The sequence below is a fragment of the Pseudomonadota bacterium genome, from assembly GCA_039193195.1.
GTDB lineage: Bacteria > Pseudomonadota > Gammaproteobacteria > Steroidobacterales > JBCBZW01 > JBCBZW01.
On sequence record JBCCWS010000062.1, the window covers coordinates 1 to 16131 of the forward strand.

Here is a 16131-nt window from a genome sequence, read left to right on the forward strand (position 1 = left end):
GATGGTCCTTAGGCACTCGCGATTCCAAGTCTACGTAGCTAAACATCACGGGTTGAGGGTCTTCTTCGCCGCGCACTTGCATCACCTGTTTGGCCGATGGGCTATTATCCCTCCAATCAGGCTTTTTCAACAGGCTGCTAGCCCTAGATCGTCAAGCCGCTGCGCTGTTGCCAACGCCTGCGCCTGCGTCGACCAAGACCAGTGTGCATCTGCAGCGATACGGCCAGGAGCAATGGCGTTGACAGCGCTTGCGTACCGCGCATCGAACGCCGGATCGTTACCGGCCAACATGATCTTGGCGCGTGGGTAGCCCTGCTCAAACAGCTGGCTCACTTCCCGCGTCACCTCGTCGATGCCACGTGTCTCCAGGTAGTAACCCGCAACGGCCATGACGGGGATCTCCGTGCGCAAGGCACCGTACAGCCGATGCCACGGCTGCTGCATGCGCTTGCAGAACACATCGGCAAGCGCGATATCAAACAAGCTGAGCGCGCGGCCGACCGATGCGAGCGTGTTCACCTGCCGTCCTCTCGCCTTCTCGAGCACGGCGCGCCGTTCAGACACGTTCGCTCGCGCGAAGTACGGGGCGACCGCCTTGACCTCGTGGAACAACGCGGACCCGCGCGGATAGCCGAATGCGTCTCCATGCGTGCCGTCGGCGCACACGACACGCAGCGTCACGAAATCCCGCGTGGTCACCAAGACCGGTCCCAGCTGGATCGGCTTGGGCAGCGGAATCTTGCACTCCGCGAGCATGATGCGGACGATTTCCATGAGACCTCTATTCATATTATGAAGATATCGTATGATGATGTTATTAGCTGGGCAACCGCTACTAGCAACGGTCCTTGCTAGTGTCCTGAGTTGGAAGTTCGTTGATGAATTCGCACGCGAGTTTTCGCCCCTGAGCGCGGCGCGACGACGAGCATGGCAGGTCCCACGGGAGGAGGAGCAACGTGTTCAGGGGCGAAAATGTGCCGCGAAGTCATCAACGAACTTCTAACTCAGGACACTAAAGGGGAGGCGGATTTTGCTGAAGAAAAGAGCGTTAGTGACGGGCGCAGCCGCGGGCATCGGTCGGGCCGTCGTCGAACATCTAGGCAAAGCGAACTGCCAAGTCATGCTGGTCGATATCGACGAGGGCCAGCTGGCGTCTGTTGGGCGAGAACTGACCGCTGCCGGCCATGACATCGCCTTACACCGGGCATCTGTCGCAGAACCTGATTCCGTGGCGGGCGCGTTCTCGGCCATGGATGAGCGGTATGGCGGCATCGATATCCTCGTCAACAACGCAGGTGTCACGGGAAACTCCCCCGTCGACGAGCTGACCTTTGAATTCTGGCAGCGCGTCCTGTCAGTGAATCAGACTGGCTGCTTCCTGTGCGCTCAAGCAGCCGGCAAGCGTATGCGAGAGCAAGGGGCCGGCGTCATCGTGAACTTATCTTCAATCTACGGCCTGGTGGCGGCCCCTCACCGGATGGCCTATGCAGCGACGAAAGCCGCGGTGGCCATGATGACCAAATGCCTAGCCGTTGAATGGGCCGAAGACGGCGTCCGCGTCAACTGCGTAGCGCCTGGCTACGTGGAGACACCTGGCACGCAACAGCTGGCGCAGGTGGGAAAGCTCGACCTCGAAGCGCTGCAAAGGCGAACGCCGCAGCAGCGGCTTGCCACACCGGATGACATCGCAAGCGCAATCGTCACCTTATGCGACGATAAGCTCGCCCATGTCACTGGCCAGGTGCTGGCCGTCGATGGCGGCTGGTCCGTCTACGGGTACCTCTAGCCCGCAAAGCGCACTTCGGGAATCCCCCTAACGCCTAGCCCGGTCACGGCAAAGAGGCTGCCCCTCTGCACACCGTCAGCCGGGAAGTGGGGGTGAAGTTGCACGCCCATCGAGGTGACGTAGAGCACGTCGAGCTCGGGCCCGCCGAACATCACGCTGGTCACTTTCTTCACCGGCATCTCAATGACACGGTCAACCTCACCGGTGGGCGCATAGCGCACGACCTTGCCGTCGAAGACTTGTGCATTCCACAGATACCCCTGAGCATCCACGGTCGACCCATCTGCCGCACCCGTATCGGTCGCCAATTTGGCGAACGTTTGGGCCGACCCCAAAGCGCCCGTATCCCGATCGTAGGGATAGCAGCGAATCTCACCAGCGTAGGAGTCTTGAAAGTAGAAGGTGGACCCATCCGGAGACCAGCAAGGTCCATTTGAGCAGATGATCCCCTCATCGATCTTGTGGACGCTCAAATCCGCATCGACGCGATAGAGGGCACCGCTGGGACTCACTTCCTTACTGTCCATAGACCCGACGATAAAGCGCCCCTGGCGGTCGACCTTACCGTCGTTGAGGCAGTTGTCTGGTTGAAGGGCTTCCGGATCGCTTACAAAGGTCAGCTCCCCATCACCAAACTCGAGTAAGTGGATGCCGCTTGCCAGCGCCACGAGCGCTCCGCCCTGGGCGCGCAGCGCCATCGACCCAATCCGACACGGCAGGTCCCACGCGCGCACCTCACTGCCACTCGCGGTACACCGGTAAATCCTGCCTGCAACGCCGTCCAGCCAATACAGACGCTGGGTGCGCACATCCCAGAGCGGGCCTTCCCCCAGCTGCGTTTTTACATCCACCAACACATCTATCTTCATGTCCGTTACTCAGCGGTCGGGGAAGCGTGGCTCCCAGAGCCGCCTGTCGGTGGTGTTCTCATAGGCTTTACCGGCGGGAAAGCTCACCAGTTCGCACTGCATACCCCACGGCGTGAGGAAATAGACCCAGGTGAGGCCGGCGCTTGGGCCCGCCTCTCTGACCGTCGGCTCGCCCATGATGCGAACGCCCTGATCCTCTAGGAACACAAGCGCCGCGTCGAAATCATCTACGTAGAACGCTAGATGGTGACCACCGATGTCGCTGTTCTTGGGGCTAACGGACTGTTGGTCGGACGCCTCGTATTCAAACAGCTCGAAGTTAGACCCGTGACCGCAGCGCAGGAATCGAAGCTTCTTGATTCGCGCACGCGGATGGACGCCAAGGTGTGAGCGCATCCAATCATCGTCAGCGCCAATCGGGCCGAGCTCGTACACCGCCTCGCACCCAATGACATTGACAAAGAAGTCGGTTGCCGCGTCGATGTCGGGCACGGTAAAGCCGATATGATCAAGCCCGCGCAGCCCCGGCAGGAACCTTGTGGCACGCTCAGTCACCGAGTACGCCTGATACCCATTGTTCCATATCAATAGCGGTCCCCGTCATCATCTTAGCGTCCTTGGAGGCCAGAAACGCGCACAGGCCAGCCGGGTCGTCTGGGAACAGGAGGCGACCAAAGGGCTGCTTTGCGCCTTCCACATCGGGCCAGTCCTCGGGCATGTCATGCTGTGTGGTCTGCGTAGCTCGCTCAGCCGGCGTCACGGTCCAGCCCAGGTTAATCGCATGCGCCCGAACGCGGTCGCTCTTCAGCGCATGGGCCACGTTGCGTGTCACAAGGTTGAGCGCCGCCTTGGAAGCCGAATAGGGCAACAGGTGCGTCATACCACCGTGCGCAAGCATGCTGGAGATGTTGATGATGACGCCTGACTTCTGCGCCACCATGGACTTGGCCACTGCCTGCATCAGGAAGAAGTTGCCGCGAAGGTTGGTGTTGAAGATCTTGTCAAAGACCTCCGGCGTGGTGGAAAACAAACTGCCACGATCCGTTACCCCAGCACAGCCAACGGATACATCAACACCGCCGAAAGCCTCGTCGACAGCGGACGATGTCCGCGCGACGGTCTCGAGGTCCTGTAGGTCCATCTCAATGACCAGCACCTCAGCGCCCTTCCCGCGCAACTCACTGGCGACCCCCTCGAGCTGCTCGACGTCGCGTGCCGCGATGGCGATGCGTTCAATACCGGTGTCGACCAGCTTGTGCGCGACAGCCTCGCCGATACCTTGGCCCGCGCCGGTCACCAGCGCACGCGTGCCGATGAGCGCCGTCATCTGCCAATGTCCTGGACCGACGTCCAACATCCGCCGTCCCGGTTCGAGGCGAGGCAGGCGGCGATGAAGCGCATTCCAGACAACCCTGCTGCGATACCCGGAAGCTCGTCATCGGTGAGCGGCCCACCCTTGTTCTGACCTTGGATCAGGTCAGCGGCGCGCGCGTAGAGGTTGCCGAAGCCTTCGATGTAACCCTCCGGGTGACCGGCGGGCATACGCGTGGCGTTCGCCGCCGCCGCGCTCGCGCCCGGGCCGCCGCGCGTGATCATCTGCGGTGGCTGGCCAAGCGGGGTATAGCGCAAGTAGTCGTTCGCTTCGCCACTCCACTCGAGCCCGCCCTTATCGCCATAGACCCCAATGGTCAGCGCGTTGTTATTGCCCGGTGCCACTTGGGTCGCCCAGAGGGTCCCGCGCGCCCCGCCTTCATAGCGCAGCAGCACATTGGCGTTATCGTCAAGGCTTCGGCCCTCACCAAAGGACTGCAAGTCTGCGCACACGCTCTCCAGCGTAAGCCCTGTCATGAACTCCGCCAAGTTGTAGGCGTGAACGCCGATATCGGCAATCGCCCCCCCGGCGCCTGCTTGCGCCGGATCCATGCGCCACGCGGCTTGCTTTTGCCCATCGCGTTCAATCGCCGTCGTCAACCAATCCTGCACGTAGCTCACCCGGATCACGCGGATCGATCCTAGCATCCCTTCGCCGATCATCTCGCGCGCCTGGCGCACCATGGGATAGCCCGTGTTGTTTTGCGTTAACGTAAACACCAGGCCGGATTGCTCGACGAGCTTCTCCAGCTCGACTGCCTCGCTCATCGACACCACCAGGGGCTTGTCGCAGATCACGTGGACACCGTTTTCCAAGAACGCTTTGCACGCCGCGAAGTGGAGGTGGTTGGGGGTGACGATGGCGACCACCTCGATGCCATCTTCGCGGCTGGCCTCTGCTGCGGCCATCTCCTCGAAGTGGTCGTAGGCGCGGTCAGGCGCGATGCCCAAGTCCGCACCCGATGCACGAGCCACGTCCGGACGGGACGACAGCGCGCCGGCCACCAAGTCGTAGCGCCCGTCCAGTCGCGCTGCCATGCGATGTACGGCACCGATAAACGCGCCGTGGCCGCCGCCAACCATGCCTAGGCGCAGGGGCCTTGCATCGACGGCGTCATCTCGCCCTTCAATCGACATGGCGAGTCATTCCGACAGACCGAGCATCTGCCGATTTGCAGCTCGGTCGGATTGGGTGCCGGCGAAATCGTCAAAAACCTTGGTGGTGGTCTCGATGATGTGGCGCTTGATGAACTCGGCGCCCTCGCGGGCACCTTGTTCGGGCGACTTGATGCAGCACTCCCACTCGTACACCGCCCAACCGGGAAACTCGTACTGAGTAAATCTGCTGAAGATGCCTTTGAAATCCGTTTGCCCATCGCCCAGCGAGCGATCCCGTGCGGCGCGATTGAGCCAGGGCTGCATACCACTTAAGAACCCCTGGCGGCCGGTGGGGTTGAACTCGGAGTCTTTGACATGGCAGGTCTTGATCCGCTCATGATAGATGTCGATGAATTCGAGATAGTCGAGGCCCTGCTTGAGCAAGTGGCTAGGATCGTAGTTAATCTGACAACGCGGGTGGTTATCCACCTTCTCCAGGAAGATCTCGAAGGTAGTCCCATCGAACAAGTCTTCCATGGGGTGTATTTCGAAGCATAAGTCGATGCCTTGCGCATCGGCGTGATCAAGGATCGGACGCCAAATGCGGGCAAGTTCGTCGTAGCCCTCATTGACAAGACCGTCCGGCAGTTGCGGGAACGGATACCAGTAGGGCCAGAGTAACGTGCCGGGGAACGTGCCGAGCGTAGTGAGCCCGAGGTTTTTCGACGCAGTGAGGCATGTCATCAGCTGCTCGACCGCCCACGCCTGTCGCGCCGCGGGATTGCCGCGAACGTGTTCGGGGGCGAGGCCATCCAGCCAGAGGTCGTGGGCAGGGTGTACCGCGCACAGCTGACCCTGAATATGGCTTGCGAGATCCGTGATTTGCACGCCCGCATCGACCAGAACACCGTTTGTCTCATCGCAGTAGGTTGCGCTTTCGGCGGCCTTTGCGACGTCGATGAAGCGCGGGTCCCAAGACGGCAGCTGGAGCCCCTTGAAGCCAAGGTCCGCCGCCCAGCTGGCCATGCCCGGTAGCGTGTTGAACGGTGCAACGTCATCCGCGAATTGGCCTATGAACAGGCCAGGCCCTTTGATCGTATGCATAGTGCGTGTACCTCCCCGGCTCGCTGCCGGCACTTCGCCCAATCGTCTTGATCTCCCGCGCAGACCGTAGGTGTAGACTCTGCGAAAGACCATGTCAAATAATAATGCTTACATCATATGGTGACACTAAAGTGAATTGGACGCTCTACGCATCAACAAGCTCACCGTACACGCGAAAGGTGCGGATCGTATTGTCTGAGTGTGATCTCAGCGCACACACGCAAGAAGTGTTTGTTTCTCCTCTCGTTGAGAGTGAGGAAAGGAACACGCTCTTGGCCTTGAACCCACTGGCCAAGATACCGACCTTGATCACCCCCGAAGGCGAGTCGCTGTACGACAGCCGGGTCATTTGCGAGTACCTAGCCGCGCGCATTGGGTGGAACGAGGCAGCAACAGACGCGCCACCGCACACCTGGGCCTGCCAGCGCAGAGCAGCCCTCGCCGACGGCATCCTCGACTGCGCGTTCAACGTGGTGATGGAACGTCGGCGCCCGGCGCCGGCGCGTTCAGCCGAATGGCTGGCGCGTTGGCAACGCAACATTGAGCGCGCCGCTCACGCCTTAGCGGAAGAAATGGCCGACGCGGGCAACTTCGACCTCAGCGCCATCGGCACCGTTTGCGCGGTCGACTACTTGGATTTTCGCCTACCCGATCTCGCGGCGGTGCCTGACACGCTGCGCACTTGGCGGCAACACCACGAAGGGCGCAAAAGCGTCGTGTCCACAATGCCTACGGATGGATGAGCCCCTCTAGCCTCGACCGTGCGCGGAGCTGACGACTACTCTGGCTTGGCGTCGACGTGGCCGGTCTGGGTAGGCCAGCTACTCGGACGCATCGTCGAACGCGCTGGTCGGCACCTGGAGCGCCGTGGGCTGCTGGAGCGAGTGTTTCGGGTTGAGATCGAGCGGTGCGGACGGTGTGGCGGGCAAGTGAAGGTGATCGCCGCAATCGAAGAGCCTGCCGTGATCGAGCAGACACTGACGCACCTGGGGGAGTTGGGGGAAAGCCGCGCTGTCACGGCGCAGCCGCGTAGGCCGCCGATGCGCTGCGGATTCGCTCGTGGCGAACCAGCAAGGCGGTGGTTAAATTGGCGAAGGGTGCTGGCAGGGGCGCGGTCCGTTTAGTTCGAACGGGGGCGAGCCATGCTTGAAGAGCAGATGAGGTGGGCATCAGCCGGGCTCGGAAGGATCGGCGTCTACTTCGGCGATAGCGTTTGTTTGACTTATCTTTAGGGCAAACAGAATTGTTCACACTGAATGCCGAATTCCCACCCATCCAGACCTCCACCCCATATCCTGCTCCCCCGAACGACACCAACCATTACGAGTACTACGTGGTGTTTCGTGTCGCCAATGAGATCCCTCGCGGGGGTGGTTCGATCGTCCTCGCCTACACCGATACGGCCGAGCGCCTGTAATGGACGAAACACAGCGACTACGTGCACAGCCTCGAGCTGCAGCCCGCTACGGACGATCTATGCGCCGACTTCGATCACTTCGTCGACGGTGTCAGTTTCGAGTTCCCGAAGGGCCGCACCTTCGAGGGTGACGTGTAGGCCACATGGGACAACTTCGACGGCATCGGTACGGAGGTGGAGATGGAAGGACGTATCGAGGATTGGGTGGGCACACTCTAATGCAAAGACGAAGACTGCCCCAAGCGCGACGACTGGGAGTTCATCATCAAGATCTTCGACGGCACTTACCCCTTGCGTCACCTTACGACCGGGTTCATTCAGCGGCCCGATTATCCGTATGTACTCATTCAGGGCCCATGCCCACATTGATCATGGCGGGACGCCTCCCCCCAGCCAAGAGAGTGAGCTACTTCGTGACCACGATAGGACTCGGACAAACACTCCCGATTACCCAGGTATCGTGGCCGCCAACAGTCACGCCTGGCGAGAGCCCGCTGCAGCTAGCGGGTGCATCGCTGGCGAAGATGCAGGTGTACCAGCAATCCGAGTACACGTTGCCCAGGTCTGAGGCGGTCAAGGTGCAGTTCCACGTCTTCAGGCAGGCTGCCGGCGCAGCCTGCAGCGGGGTGAGGGTTAGCTGCAGCTTGGCCTGGCTCGGGCCTTCGTCGGGGACCAATCCCACGACCCCGCTGCCGCGCTCGTAGCGCAGGGGCACGGCCGGTCCCAACTCGTTCCACGCTGCGCCGTTCCAGCTATGCGCGCGCAGCTGGTCGTCGGCCTCGATGGACAAGGTGGCGATCTGGCCGTCGCTCGTCGTCGCGCCGCGCTCAGGAGCAAAAAGCCCCGTGCGAATTCTTCAACGAACTAACCGGACAGGACACTAGGTGCGATTCACACGAAACCTTAGCACGACGTGGGCGAAGCCTGTCGGTGAGCGCCTGAGGGCGCCAGGCCAACTAACGGGGAGGTCAGCTCGTCGCCGTTCTCCGAGCGGCCGCCGGACTCGTGCAGAGACTCCCTAACGATGCCCTTGCCCCGCTGCAGGGGCATCGCCTTCCTCGCGCCCGCGCGGCTTCAGGACGCTCCTCAAGCGCCCTGCGCTCGGAGCTACCGTCTGGCTCAACTGCACGTTCACCCGATCCGCTCGGCCTCGCGCATCCACCACCGTGAGCTGAAAGAACCCCGGGCCGCTTGGCTGCCATTGCTGTGACGGCCAAGGCGTGGGGGCCATCGGCGCACCGTCGACGAGCCATGTGAAGGGCGGCTCACCGCCGGTGCTCTCGAGGCGCAACGGCATCTTCCCGAGCAAGATGTTGGTATCCGGCAGGGGGAACAACACGCGCGGCCCATCGCCTACGCCATCGTCATCGCCCAGGAACTTGAGCATCGGCGGCAGTCGCTGCCCATCGAAGCCTGCCAGGGCGCCGGCAGGTGGTGGCGCGGGAGATGATTCCTCAGCGGCTGGCAGGGCATCGAAGATGTCGAACAGGATCGGCGCCGCCACCCCATGGCCATAGATGCCTGACAAGGGTGTCCCGTCCGGCCGCCCCACCCACACGCCCACGGTCCACCGCGCATCGAAACCGATGGCCCAGGCATCGCGGTGACCGTAGGAAGTGCCCGTCTTGAAGGCGGTGCGTGCCCTGGCCGCGACCCCTCGCGCCCCTGGGGCGGTGGCGGTGCGCAGGATGCGCTGTAGCTGCCAGCGTGCCCGCGCCTGAAGCAGGGGCAGCGCTCCTGACCGCTGGGCCTCACCTGCCTTATCGTCGTCGCAAAGCAGCTGCAGGGGGCGCGTTTCCCCGTCATCGGCCAGGCCTCGATAGAGTCGCACGAGGGACTCCAGCGTGGTGCCCGCGCCGCCGAGGGCAATCGCAAGGCCCGGTCGGTCGAGGCTCGGCAAGGCCAGGGGCACGCCCTGCGCCTCCAAGGCCATGGTGAAGCGCGTCGGGCCGAGGGCATCGAGCAAGGCCACGGCGGGCACGTTCAAACTCAGGCGCAAGGCATCGGCGAGTTCGAGAGCGCCGTAGTAGCGCTGCTCGAAGTTCGCAGGCGCGTACTTACCGAAGCGCGTCGGTCGGTCCATGACGCGCGTGGCGGGGGCGGCGAGCCCGCGATCGAAGGCCAGTCCGTAGATAAAGGGCTTGAGCGTCGAGCCCGGCGACCGCGTGGCTTGCGTCAGGTCCACCTGCCCTGCGCGCAAGGCGCTGAAGTAGTGGGTGCCGCCCAGATACGCGTGCACCTGGGCACTGTCGTTGTCGACGACCAGCACGGCCACGTTCGCCCGGGGGTGCACCTGCCTGACGGCCGCCCGCGCAATATCGCGAACTCGTGCTTGCAGGCTTGCATCCAAACAGCTATTGATTTTGCTCGCTTTGCCGGTCGCCAACAGGCGATCTGCCAGATGTGGGGCTAACACGGGCAGAGAATCGGCGACGGCCTTGGACAAGGGCTCAGAGAGCGCCAAACGTAGATCTTCGCTCGAAAGGACCGCCTGCTCCGCCAAGCGCGGCCATACGCGACGCAATACCTTCGCCCGAGCCTCGAGCGCCGCCTGCGGGTGTCGATCCGGACGCAGTCGCGTAGGCGACTGGGGCAAGGCCACCAGCAGGGCTGCTTCCGCGGGCGTGAGCTGTTCAGGTCCGTGGCCGAACCAGCGCTGGCTGGCTGCGGAGATGCCCTCGACGTTGCCCCCATAGGGCGCGAGACGCAGGTAGAGGGACAGGATCTCTTGCTTGCTCAACGCGCGCTCGAGTTGCAGCGCGCGCCCCATCTCCGTGAGCTTGCCACCTAGGGTGCTTGGCCTGGTTTCCAGCAAACGTGCGGTTTGCATCGTAAGCGTTGAGGCCCCTGACACCACGCGACCATGACGAATCCACTGACCCAAGGCGCGAAGCGTCGCTAAGGGATCGACGCCAGTGTGCCGATGGAATCGCTTGTCTTCGTACGCCACCAGCATGTGCAGGAAAAGCGGGTCGACGGCATCCACCGCCACGGGCAGGCGCAAGCGATCATCAGCGGCAAGGCGATAGCGCAGGGGCTGACCGTGGCGATCATGCAGCACGCTCCCGAGCATCTGCGCACGGGACAGATCCACCGGATGCCGGTGATCCAGCACCAGCAACGCGACGACGACCAGCGGGGCGAAGCCTCCAACCGCACCGATCGCGGCCAGCCGTCGGCGACGCCGTGAGCGAGCAGGAAAGCCGGTCATTGTTGCAGTCCGCCTAGTGCGATCACTGGGCTGTCGTGATCGTCGTGCGTCGTGCTGGGCCGATGGCGCGGAAGCGCGGCGCGTACATATCCTCCACCTGCACGCCTGGCATCGCGAATTCGCCCTCCGTGGTCGCCCGCACCAGGTAGGCCAAGCGGAAGCGCGCGGGGCCGTTGACCGTCAGCGCAGCCACGTAGCGATCGTCAAGGGCATTGGCGTACTCCACGTTGCTGAGGGGACCTATCGCCAGGGGGAGCTGGGCCCAGGTGCCGCCGAGGGCATCGTTCTCGATCTCAAAGCCGGCGGGCAACAGATCCACCACGAGCAGCTGCTGCTCGTTGGCAGCGCGCGTCGATTCTCCCTCGATCACGGCCACGAGGCGCTGGCCGCTTTGCACCGTCTGTGCGGTGACCGTTTCGCCGGAATCAGCGTCATACCAGCGCCGCTGGATCGCGTAGCCATCCGACTGGGGCGCGGGTGAGGTGATGGGCGCGCCACGCACGCGACGGATCAGTCGCACCTGCGTATCGCCGAGGTTTTCGATCTGCTTAGGCATCTTTACCGGGCTCCTGCCGCTCGCGAGACCAAGGCGACCCTCCGGTGCGCGCTGCTCCCGCCCATCCACCCGCAGGGACAGCTCCCCGGCCGTTTCCTGCAGTTGCTCTGCTGCCAACAGCAACCAGGTGAGCTCCTGCGTACTCATGTAGAGGGGATCGCTGGCGGTGAGGGCCCGTTCCAACGCTTCGCTCAAGGCCGCGCCGCGCACACCGAGATCTGTGTGACGCGCCATGAGCGTGAGCATGGCGGCGGCATCGCGTCGATCGGAGCCATAGTCCTCGAGATTGGTGATATTGGTACGTGTCTGGCGCAGGGCGCGCTCGAAGAGGCGATCAGACGGCTCGCGATCACCGACCAACGCCAGGGCTGCCGCCGTGTGCGCTGTCGCAATGCGTGTGGGGAGCGAGTTCCCGTGGGTCAGGGCGAAGCGTCGCACGACGGCGGGCGCCACCTTGCCCGTACGCGCCAGCGCGTAGGCTGCGTAGGCAGCGGCGTAAGGCGGTGCCGCACCGTCCACCATCTCGCCGAGGGCGCGCTCCGCCAGGCGCAGGGCGGCGCTCGGCACGTCGTGACCTTGCTCTGCCGCCAGCGATAGGAACTCATAGGCGTAGGCCGTAATCCAAAGACCCTGGCCATCGCCGAGAGACCACAGACCGAAGCGGCCGTCGTAGCGCTGGCGATCCAGCACCTGCGCGATCGCCGTGGTCACGTCGTTGAAGTGCGCATCGGACTGCAAGTGCGGCAGGGCGCGGCTGATGGTCTGCTCCGTGCAGCGGTAGGGGTAGCCATCGAGTTCGGCCAGCAGCCCGGGCACATCCACGGAAACCCCGTTCGTCGCCAGCCAACTTACGTAGGCGCCGGGGTGGAAGTCCGCGGCGAGGTCTCCGTCCACGGTCAACACTTCACCGGGATCGACGGACGTAAGCGCTCGCGCCGTGATGTTCGGCGACGCGGGCCGCACGGCTAGCGCGTACTCGCGCTTGAGCGCGTTGCCACCGGCCAGATCGATCTTCACGGCGAGATCAGCAACGCCCGGCTCCTGTGCCGTCACGCGTACCGGTAGCACCCGCCCTGCCCCGGGCGCCAGCGTGATGTCCTCCGCCGCCAGTTCCACCGCCACGGGGCCCGCAGCCTCGATGGCGAGGCCGAAGGTCATCGGCGCATCTCCGGGATTGCGCAAGTCCAGGCGTGCATCTGCCCTATCTCCCGGCGCAAGGAATCGTGGCAGCACCAGCTCGGCCACCACGGGATCCCGCACCAACAGGGGCGCGTCGCTCGCCCCCAGGGAGCGATCGGTCCAGGCCACGGCCATCAGGCGTAGGCGGCCGTTGAAGTCGGGTAAGTCCAGGGTGATGGTGCCGCGCCCCTGCTCGTCGAGGAGCACATCCCGGTGGTACAGGGCCACCACGCGCGAGCTGCGCACGGCCAGGCTACCGAGGTTGTCCTCAGCGCTGTCGCCACCGGAACGCACTGCGCCCAGGGGACCGTCCAGGGGCGCAATGAGGTCACCGTAGACATCCCGTACGTCACCGCCCAGGGCGCGCTGCCCAAAGTAATGCTTAGCTGGATCTGGCGTGGGGAAGCGGGTGAGGGCGAGAACGCCGGCATCCACTGCCGCCACGGTCATGCCCACCATCCGCTCGCCGATACCCGACGGAAGATCCACGGAAACGGGAATCGTCACAGGACCGCGCGGCCGCGTTTCCGGGGGAGGACTGAGGGTCACTGCCAGCCTGCGTTGCGCCACCCCCACCTCCACCCAGGCAAGGCCCGTAGCGCGTGTCGGCAGCGGTGAGGGCTCACCCGCGCCGGGACGAAACGCGGTGACCATGAGGTACAGGCCGGGACTCCAGGCGGGATCGATGTCGAAGGTGATCTCGCGCCCTGCCTCGGGCAGCTCCACCTCGAAGCTTCGATGCAAACGCTCATTGCCAAGGGTAACCAAGGCGCGGCCGGCAAACGGCGCATCGATGAAGGCCGTACGTTGCGTGCTGTTGCCGTCCGCCGGCGGGCGCAGGGTCAGGTCCAGGGCATCGGGCACGTTCGCCACCGCGGCGCCGCGCCACCAACCCACGTTGAAGCGTCGCGAGGCAGAGGCCGTGCCTCCCCCGTCGAAGACATCCAGGCGGTAGCGCCCCGGCGGCAAGCGTCTTTCCAGGGCGAGGCGCCCCTCGCTGTCGGCAACGCCTTCCCCACTCACCACCGGCTCGTCGATGACGTTCGCGCGCCATTGCCAGCGGCCACCGCTGCTGTACCACAGGTAGTTGTGGCGCTCGCGCACGAAGCGCCAGCGCAAGGGTGCCTGGGATACGGGTGTTGCCTCTGGACTCAAGGCCACCAACTCGAAGGTGGCGGCCTCGCCCTCTGACACGCTGTCGCCGAACAGTGTTCGTAGGCCCACGTAGCGTTCGTGCGTGTCGATGGCCGCCGTCACGGTCTCGTACACCGCGCGCCCGCCCACGTCGTCGACGGCGGCGGTCGCGCGCAGGCGCAGGGGCTGGCTGCGATCGGCGATGGCCGGGAGCGGCAACTGAAGTTCGGCCTCTCCCTTCGCATCGGTACGCGCCGCCGGCAGGCTTTGCAGCACGGGGGAGAACTCCAGCTCCTCGCGACCAAAGCTGAACGCCTCATAGCCGTCAAAGGGTGTCGGGTCCGCCTCGATCAGCAGCTGCACCTGCACGGGGCGATCGGCCGCCGGCGCGCCGTAGTAGTAGTTGGCCGCCACGCTCACGGCACCCCCGCCGCCCGCCTGCAGACGTGGCGCAGAAATCGACGCCTCCACCTCGATGCGCGGCGGCACGAAGTCCTCCACCTGGAAGCTGGTACTGCCGACAGCCATGCCGTCAGGATCCAGGCGAGCCGTTACTTCCCACTGACCAGTATTCGCCGTAGTAGCGATAGGGATCGATAGGTGAGCGGCGCCCAGGGCATCACTCGTCAGCACCTTCTCCAGCACCACCAGGCCGCCGGGTTTGGTGACGCGCAGGGTGAGCGGCAGGTCAGCCAGTGCCATCGCACGAGGATCCCGCAGCAACAGACTCAGCTCCACGGTCTCGCCGGGGCGGTAGATGCCGCGTTCCGTGTACAGAAAGGCATCGGCGGGGCCAGGTGCCGGTCGACCGCTCACGCCTCGCTCGGAGAGGTCGAGGGCCGCCCCGGTCAGGGGGAGGAAGTTGTAGTCGCTGCCATCACGTGCGGTGAGTAGCGCCGGCCCATCACCCCCCTTGCCCGCCGAGAGGCCCGGCGCGAAGCGCGCGTAGCCCTGGTCATCGGTGGTCACCGTGCCAAGGACACGGTTGTTGCTGGCGACGAGCGTGAGTTCCACCTTCGCCCGGGGTAGCGTGTCCGCCAGGGAGCGGGCGAACACATGCAAACCGTCACTCGCGGAGAAGGTGGTCAGGCCGATGTCGGAGACCACCAGCCACTGGGTGGCCGCGAGGCTGTAGTCGTTGGCCAGAGGCGCGGACAACACGTAGATGCCCTCTCCCTCCTGCGCCAGCAGCTGCTCCACAGGGAGGTTGGTGATGACCTCGCGGTCCGCCACGGACTGCACCTCGAGCGTGCCCTGCCACAGGGAGCTTCCTAACTCACCTTCCAGGCGTGCCCGATGCCAACGCGAGAGGGGTTGGCGTAGCAGCGACCGCAAATCCCGGTGCACCAGGTTGCGATCGTCGACACGAAAGAGTTCCAGTGGCACCTCGTCCAGGTTGACGGTGCGAACGGGAATCAGTGCATCCGCCGGCCGTGGCAACACATAGGCGCCAGGCGAGAAGGCCACGGAAGGCTGGCGATGGGGCACCTCGACGGTGCGTTGAAGCGGTTTCTCCAAGACCTCCCCATCACCGGCGGTCAGCCCCTTGTGCAAGGTGAGGGCGTATTGTGTGCCGTGAGCGAGGCCCGCAATGCATAGCTGCTCTCCCTGCACGGTCACCAGTGCATCGGGCGCGGGGGCGATCTCGACCAGGTCGCTGAGCGGAATCGGCTGCACGGCGGCCAAGGATCGCGACAGGCGCAGGCACACGCGCGGCAGGGCCTGCTCCGCCTCCGCGTTGATGCTCATGATGCGCAAGCGCAGGCGCTCCTCGAGCGCCTCCCAGGCATCGCGCACGGGTGCGGAGTCGTCGAGGGTCAGGGCGATCGCCGCCACTTCCCTCGCCGTGTCCCGACGACTGCGATCGGCGTAGCGATCTGCCAGGCGCAGGAGCGCAGTGGCACGCGCCTGCGTGGACTCGGCAATCGTGTAGAGATGCCAGGCTGCGCCCAGGGCATCATCCTGTGCGCGATTGTTCTGGCGCCGGTCATGCAACGCCAGCCACGCTCCCGCGTCCCAGGGCCTATCGTAGGCATTCAGTTCGAGCTGATAGCGGCGCCGCAAGCGATCTGGGTGCTCTTCGCCGAGAAGCTTCAACTCCTGAAGGCTAGCCTTCGCCTTGATCAGTTCGGCTCGCTCGAGACGCTCGTGAATGGCCTCGAGCTCGGCCATCAGGGCCGCTTGCGCATGGGCGGCGTCCGTGGGCAGGTCGAGCTCCTCGGGCGGCACGGCGCTTTGGCTGTGAGCGTCGCCGGTGCCGAGCAACGCGATCAGCAGAACGGCTGCAGACGTGTGCAGGGCTCTTTTGAGTAGGGGCCACGGGAAGGGGCGGCAGGTCATGCGCATACTCCAGTGAAGGGCCGCCAGCTTGTCGTCAACGGCAAGGCTGTGTCGATGGCCCCAGGC

At 64.2% G+C, this 16131-nt stretch carries 12 protein-coding genes; 3 read left to right on the forward strand and 9 right to left on the reverse strand.

The features are described 5' to 3' along the window. Positions 1 to 126 precede the first annotated feature (126 nt). Positions 127 to 774, reverse strand: a complete 648-nt coding sequence (locus AAGA68_25240) for a hypothetical protein (GenBank protein ID MEM9388380.1) — start codon at positions 772 to 774, stop codon at positions 127 to 129. A gap of 256 nt (positions 775 to 1030) precedes the next feature. Between AAGA68_25240 and AAGA68_25245 the strand changes: the two genes are divergently transcribed. Continuing rightward, positions 1031 to 1786, forward strand: coding sequence for an SDR family NAD(P)-dependent oxidoreductase (locus tag AAGA68_25245; GenBank protein ID MEM9388381.1), 756 nt, complete (start codon positions 1031 to 1033; stop codon positions 1784 to 1786). Here the strand turns inward: AAGA68_25245 and AAGA68_25250 are convergent. Genes AAGA68_25250 through AAGA68_25270 form a run of 5 tightly spaced genes read right to left on the reverse strand, consistent with a single transcriptional unit; the run spans position 1783 to position 6228 of the window. After that, complete coding sequence (locus tag AAGA68_25250) at positions 1783 to 2655, reverse strand: SMP-30/gluconolactonase/LRE family protein (GenBank protein ID MEM9388382.1); 873 nt, start codon at positions 2653 to 2655, stop codon at positions 1783 to 1785. The genes AAGA68_25245 and AAGA68_25250 overlap by 4 nt on opposite strands. Positions 2656 to 2664: 9 nt before the next feature. Next, on the reverse strand, positions 2665 to 3210 hold the full coding sequence (locus tag AAGA68_25255) for a VOC family protein (GenBank protein ID MEM9388383.1): 546 nt from the start codon (positions 3208 to 3210) through the stop codon (positions 2665 to 2667). Further along, on the reverse strand, positions 3203 to 3982 hold the full coding sequence (locus tag AAGA68_25260; GenBank protein MEM9388384.1) for an oxidoreductase: 780 nt from the start codon (positions 3980 to 3982) through the stop codon (positions 3203 to 3205). Before AAGA68_25260 ends, AAGA68_25255 begins: the two co-directional genes overlap by 8 nt. Continuing rightward, positions 3979 to 5163 (reverse strand): Gfo/Idh/MocA family oxidoreductase, encoded by a 1185-nt coding sequence (locus AAGA68_25265; protein ID MEM9388385.1) that lies wholly within the window; start codon positions 5161 to 5163, stop codon positions 3979 to 3981. Before AAGA68_25265 ends, AAGA68_25260 begins: the two co-directional genes overlap by 4 nt. A gap of 6 nt (positions 5164 to 5169) precedes the next feature. Further along, positions 5170 to 6228 carry a sugar phosphate isomerase/epimerase gene (locus AAGA68_25270; protein MEM9388386.1) on the reverse strand — a complete coding sequence of 353 codons (1059 nt, stop codon included), beginning with the start codon at positions 6226 to 6228 and terminating at the stop codon, positions 5170 to 5172. 104 nt (positions 6229 to 6332) lie between these two features. Between AAGA68_25270 and AAGA68_25275 the strand changes: the two genes are divergently transcribed. After that, a complete protein-coding gene (locus tag AAGA68_25275; GenBank protein MEM9388387.1) occupies positions 6333 to 6971 on the forward strand; it encodes a glutathione S-transferase N-terminal domain-containing protein in 639 nt (212 codons plus the stop codon). Positions 6972 to 7471: 500 nt separating this feature from the next. Next, complete coding sequence (locus tag AAGA68_25280) at positions 7472 to 7645, forward strand: hypothetical protein (protein ID MEM9388388.1); 174 nt, start codon at positions 7472 to 7474, stop codon at positions 7643 to 7645. Between the two features lie 406 nt (positions 7646 to 8051). Here the strand turns inward: AAGA68_25280 and AAGA68_25285 are convergent, their stop codons facing one another. From AAGA68_25285 to AAGA68_25295, 3 genes are all read right to left on the reverse strand, one after another. After that, the gene (locus AAGA68_25285; protein ID MEM9388389.1) at positions 8052 to 8435 is read right to left on the reverse strand and encodes a hypothetical protein; all 384 of its coding nucleotides are present in this window, start codon (positions 8433 to 8435) and stop codon (positions 8052 to 8054) included. Positions 8436 to 8663: 228 nt separating this feature from the next. Then, positions 8664 to 10856, reverse strand: coding sequence for a penicillin-binding protein 1C (pbpC, locus tag AAGA68_25290; protein MEM9388390.1), 2193 nt, complete (start codon positions 10854 to 10856; stop codon positions 8664 to 8666). Between the two features lie 22 nt (positions 10857 to 10878). Then, positions 10879 to 16065 carry an alpha-2-macroglobulin gene (locus AAGA68_25295; GenBank protein ID MEM9388391.1) on the reverse strand — a complete coding sequence of 1729 codons (5187 nt, stop codon included), beginning with the start codon at positions 16063 to 16065 and terminating at the stop codon, positions 10879 to 10881. Positions 16066 to 16131: the final 66 nt, after the last annotated feature.

Coding starts and splice junctions, on each gene's coding strand:
- AAGA68_25240 (MEM9388380.1), bottom strand. CDS start 774: ATGGAAATCGTCCGCATCATGCTCGCGGAGTGCAAGATTCCGCTGCCC.
- AAGA68_25275 (MEM9388387.1), top strand. CDS start 6,333: ATGCTTACATCATATGGTGACACTAAAGTGAATTGGACGCTCTACGCA.
- AAGA68_25265 (MEM9388385.1), bottom strand. CDS start 5,163: ATGTCGATTGAAGGGCGAGATGACGCCGTCGATGCAAGGCCCCTGCGC.
- AAGA68_25270 (MEM9388386.1), bottom strand. CDS start 6,228: ATGCATACGATCAAAGGGCCTGGCCTGTTCATAGGCCAATTCGCGGAT.
- pbpC (MEM9388390.1), bottom strand. CDS start 10,856: ATGACCGGCTTTCCTGCTCGCTCACGGCGTCGCCGACGGCTGGCCGCG.
- AAGA68_25250 (MEM9388382.1), bottom strand. CDS start 2,655: ATGAAGATAGATGTGTTGGTGGATGTAAAAACGCAGCTGGGGGAAGGC.
- AAGA68_25295 (MEM9388391.1), bottom strand. CDS start 16,065: ATGACCTGCCGCCCCTTCCCGTGGCCCCTACTCAAAAGAGCCCTGCAC.
- AAGA68_25260 (MEM9388384.1), bottom strand. CDS start 3,982: ATGACGGCGCTCATCGGCACGCGTGCGCTGGTGACCGGCGCGGGCCAA.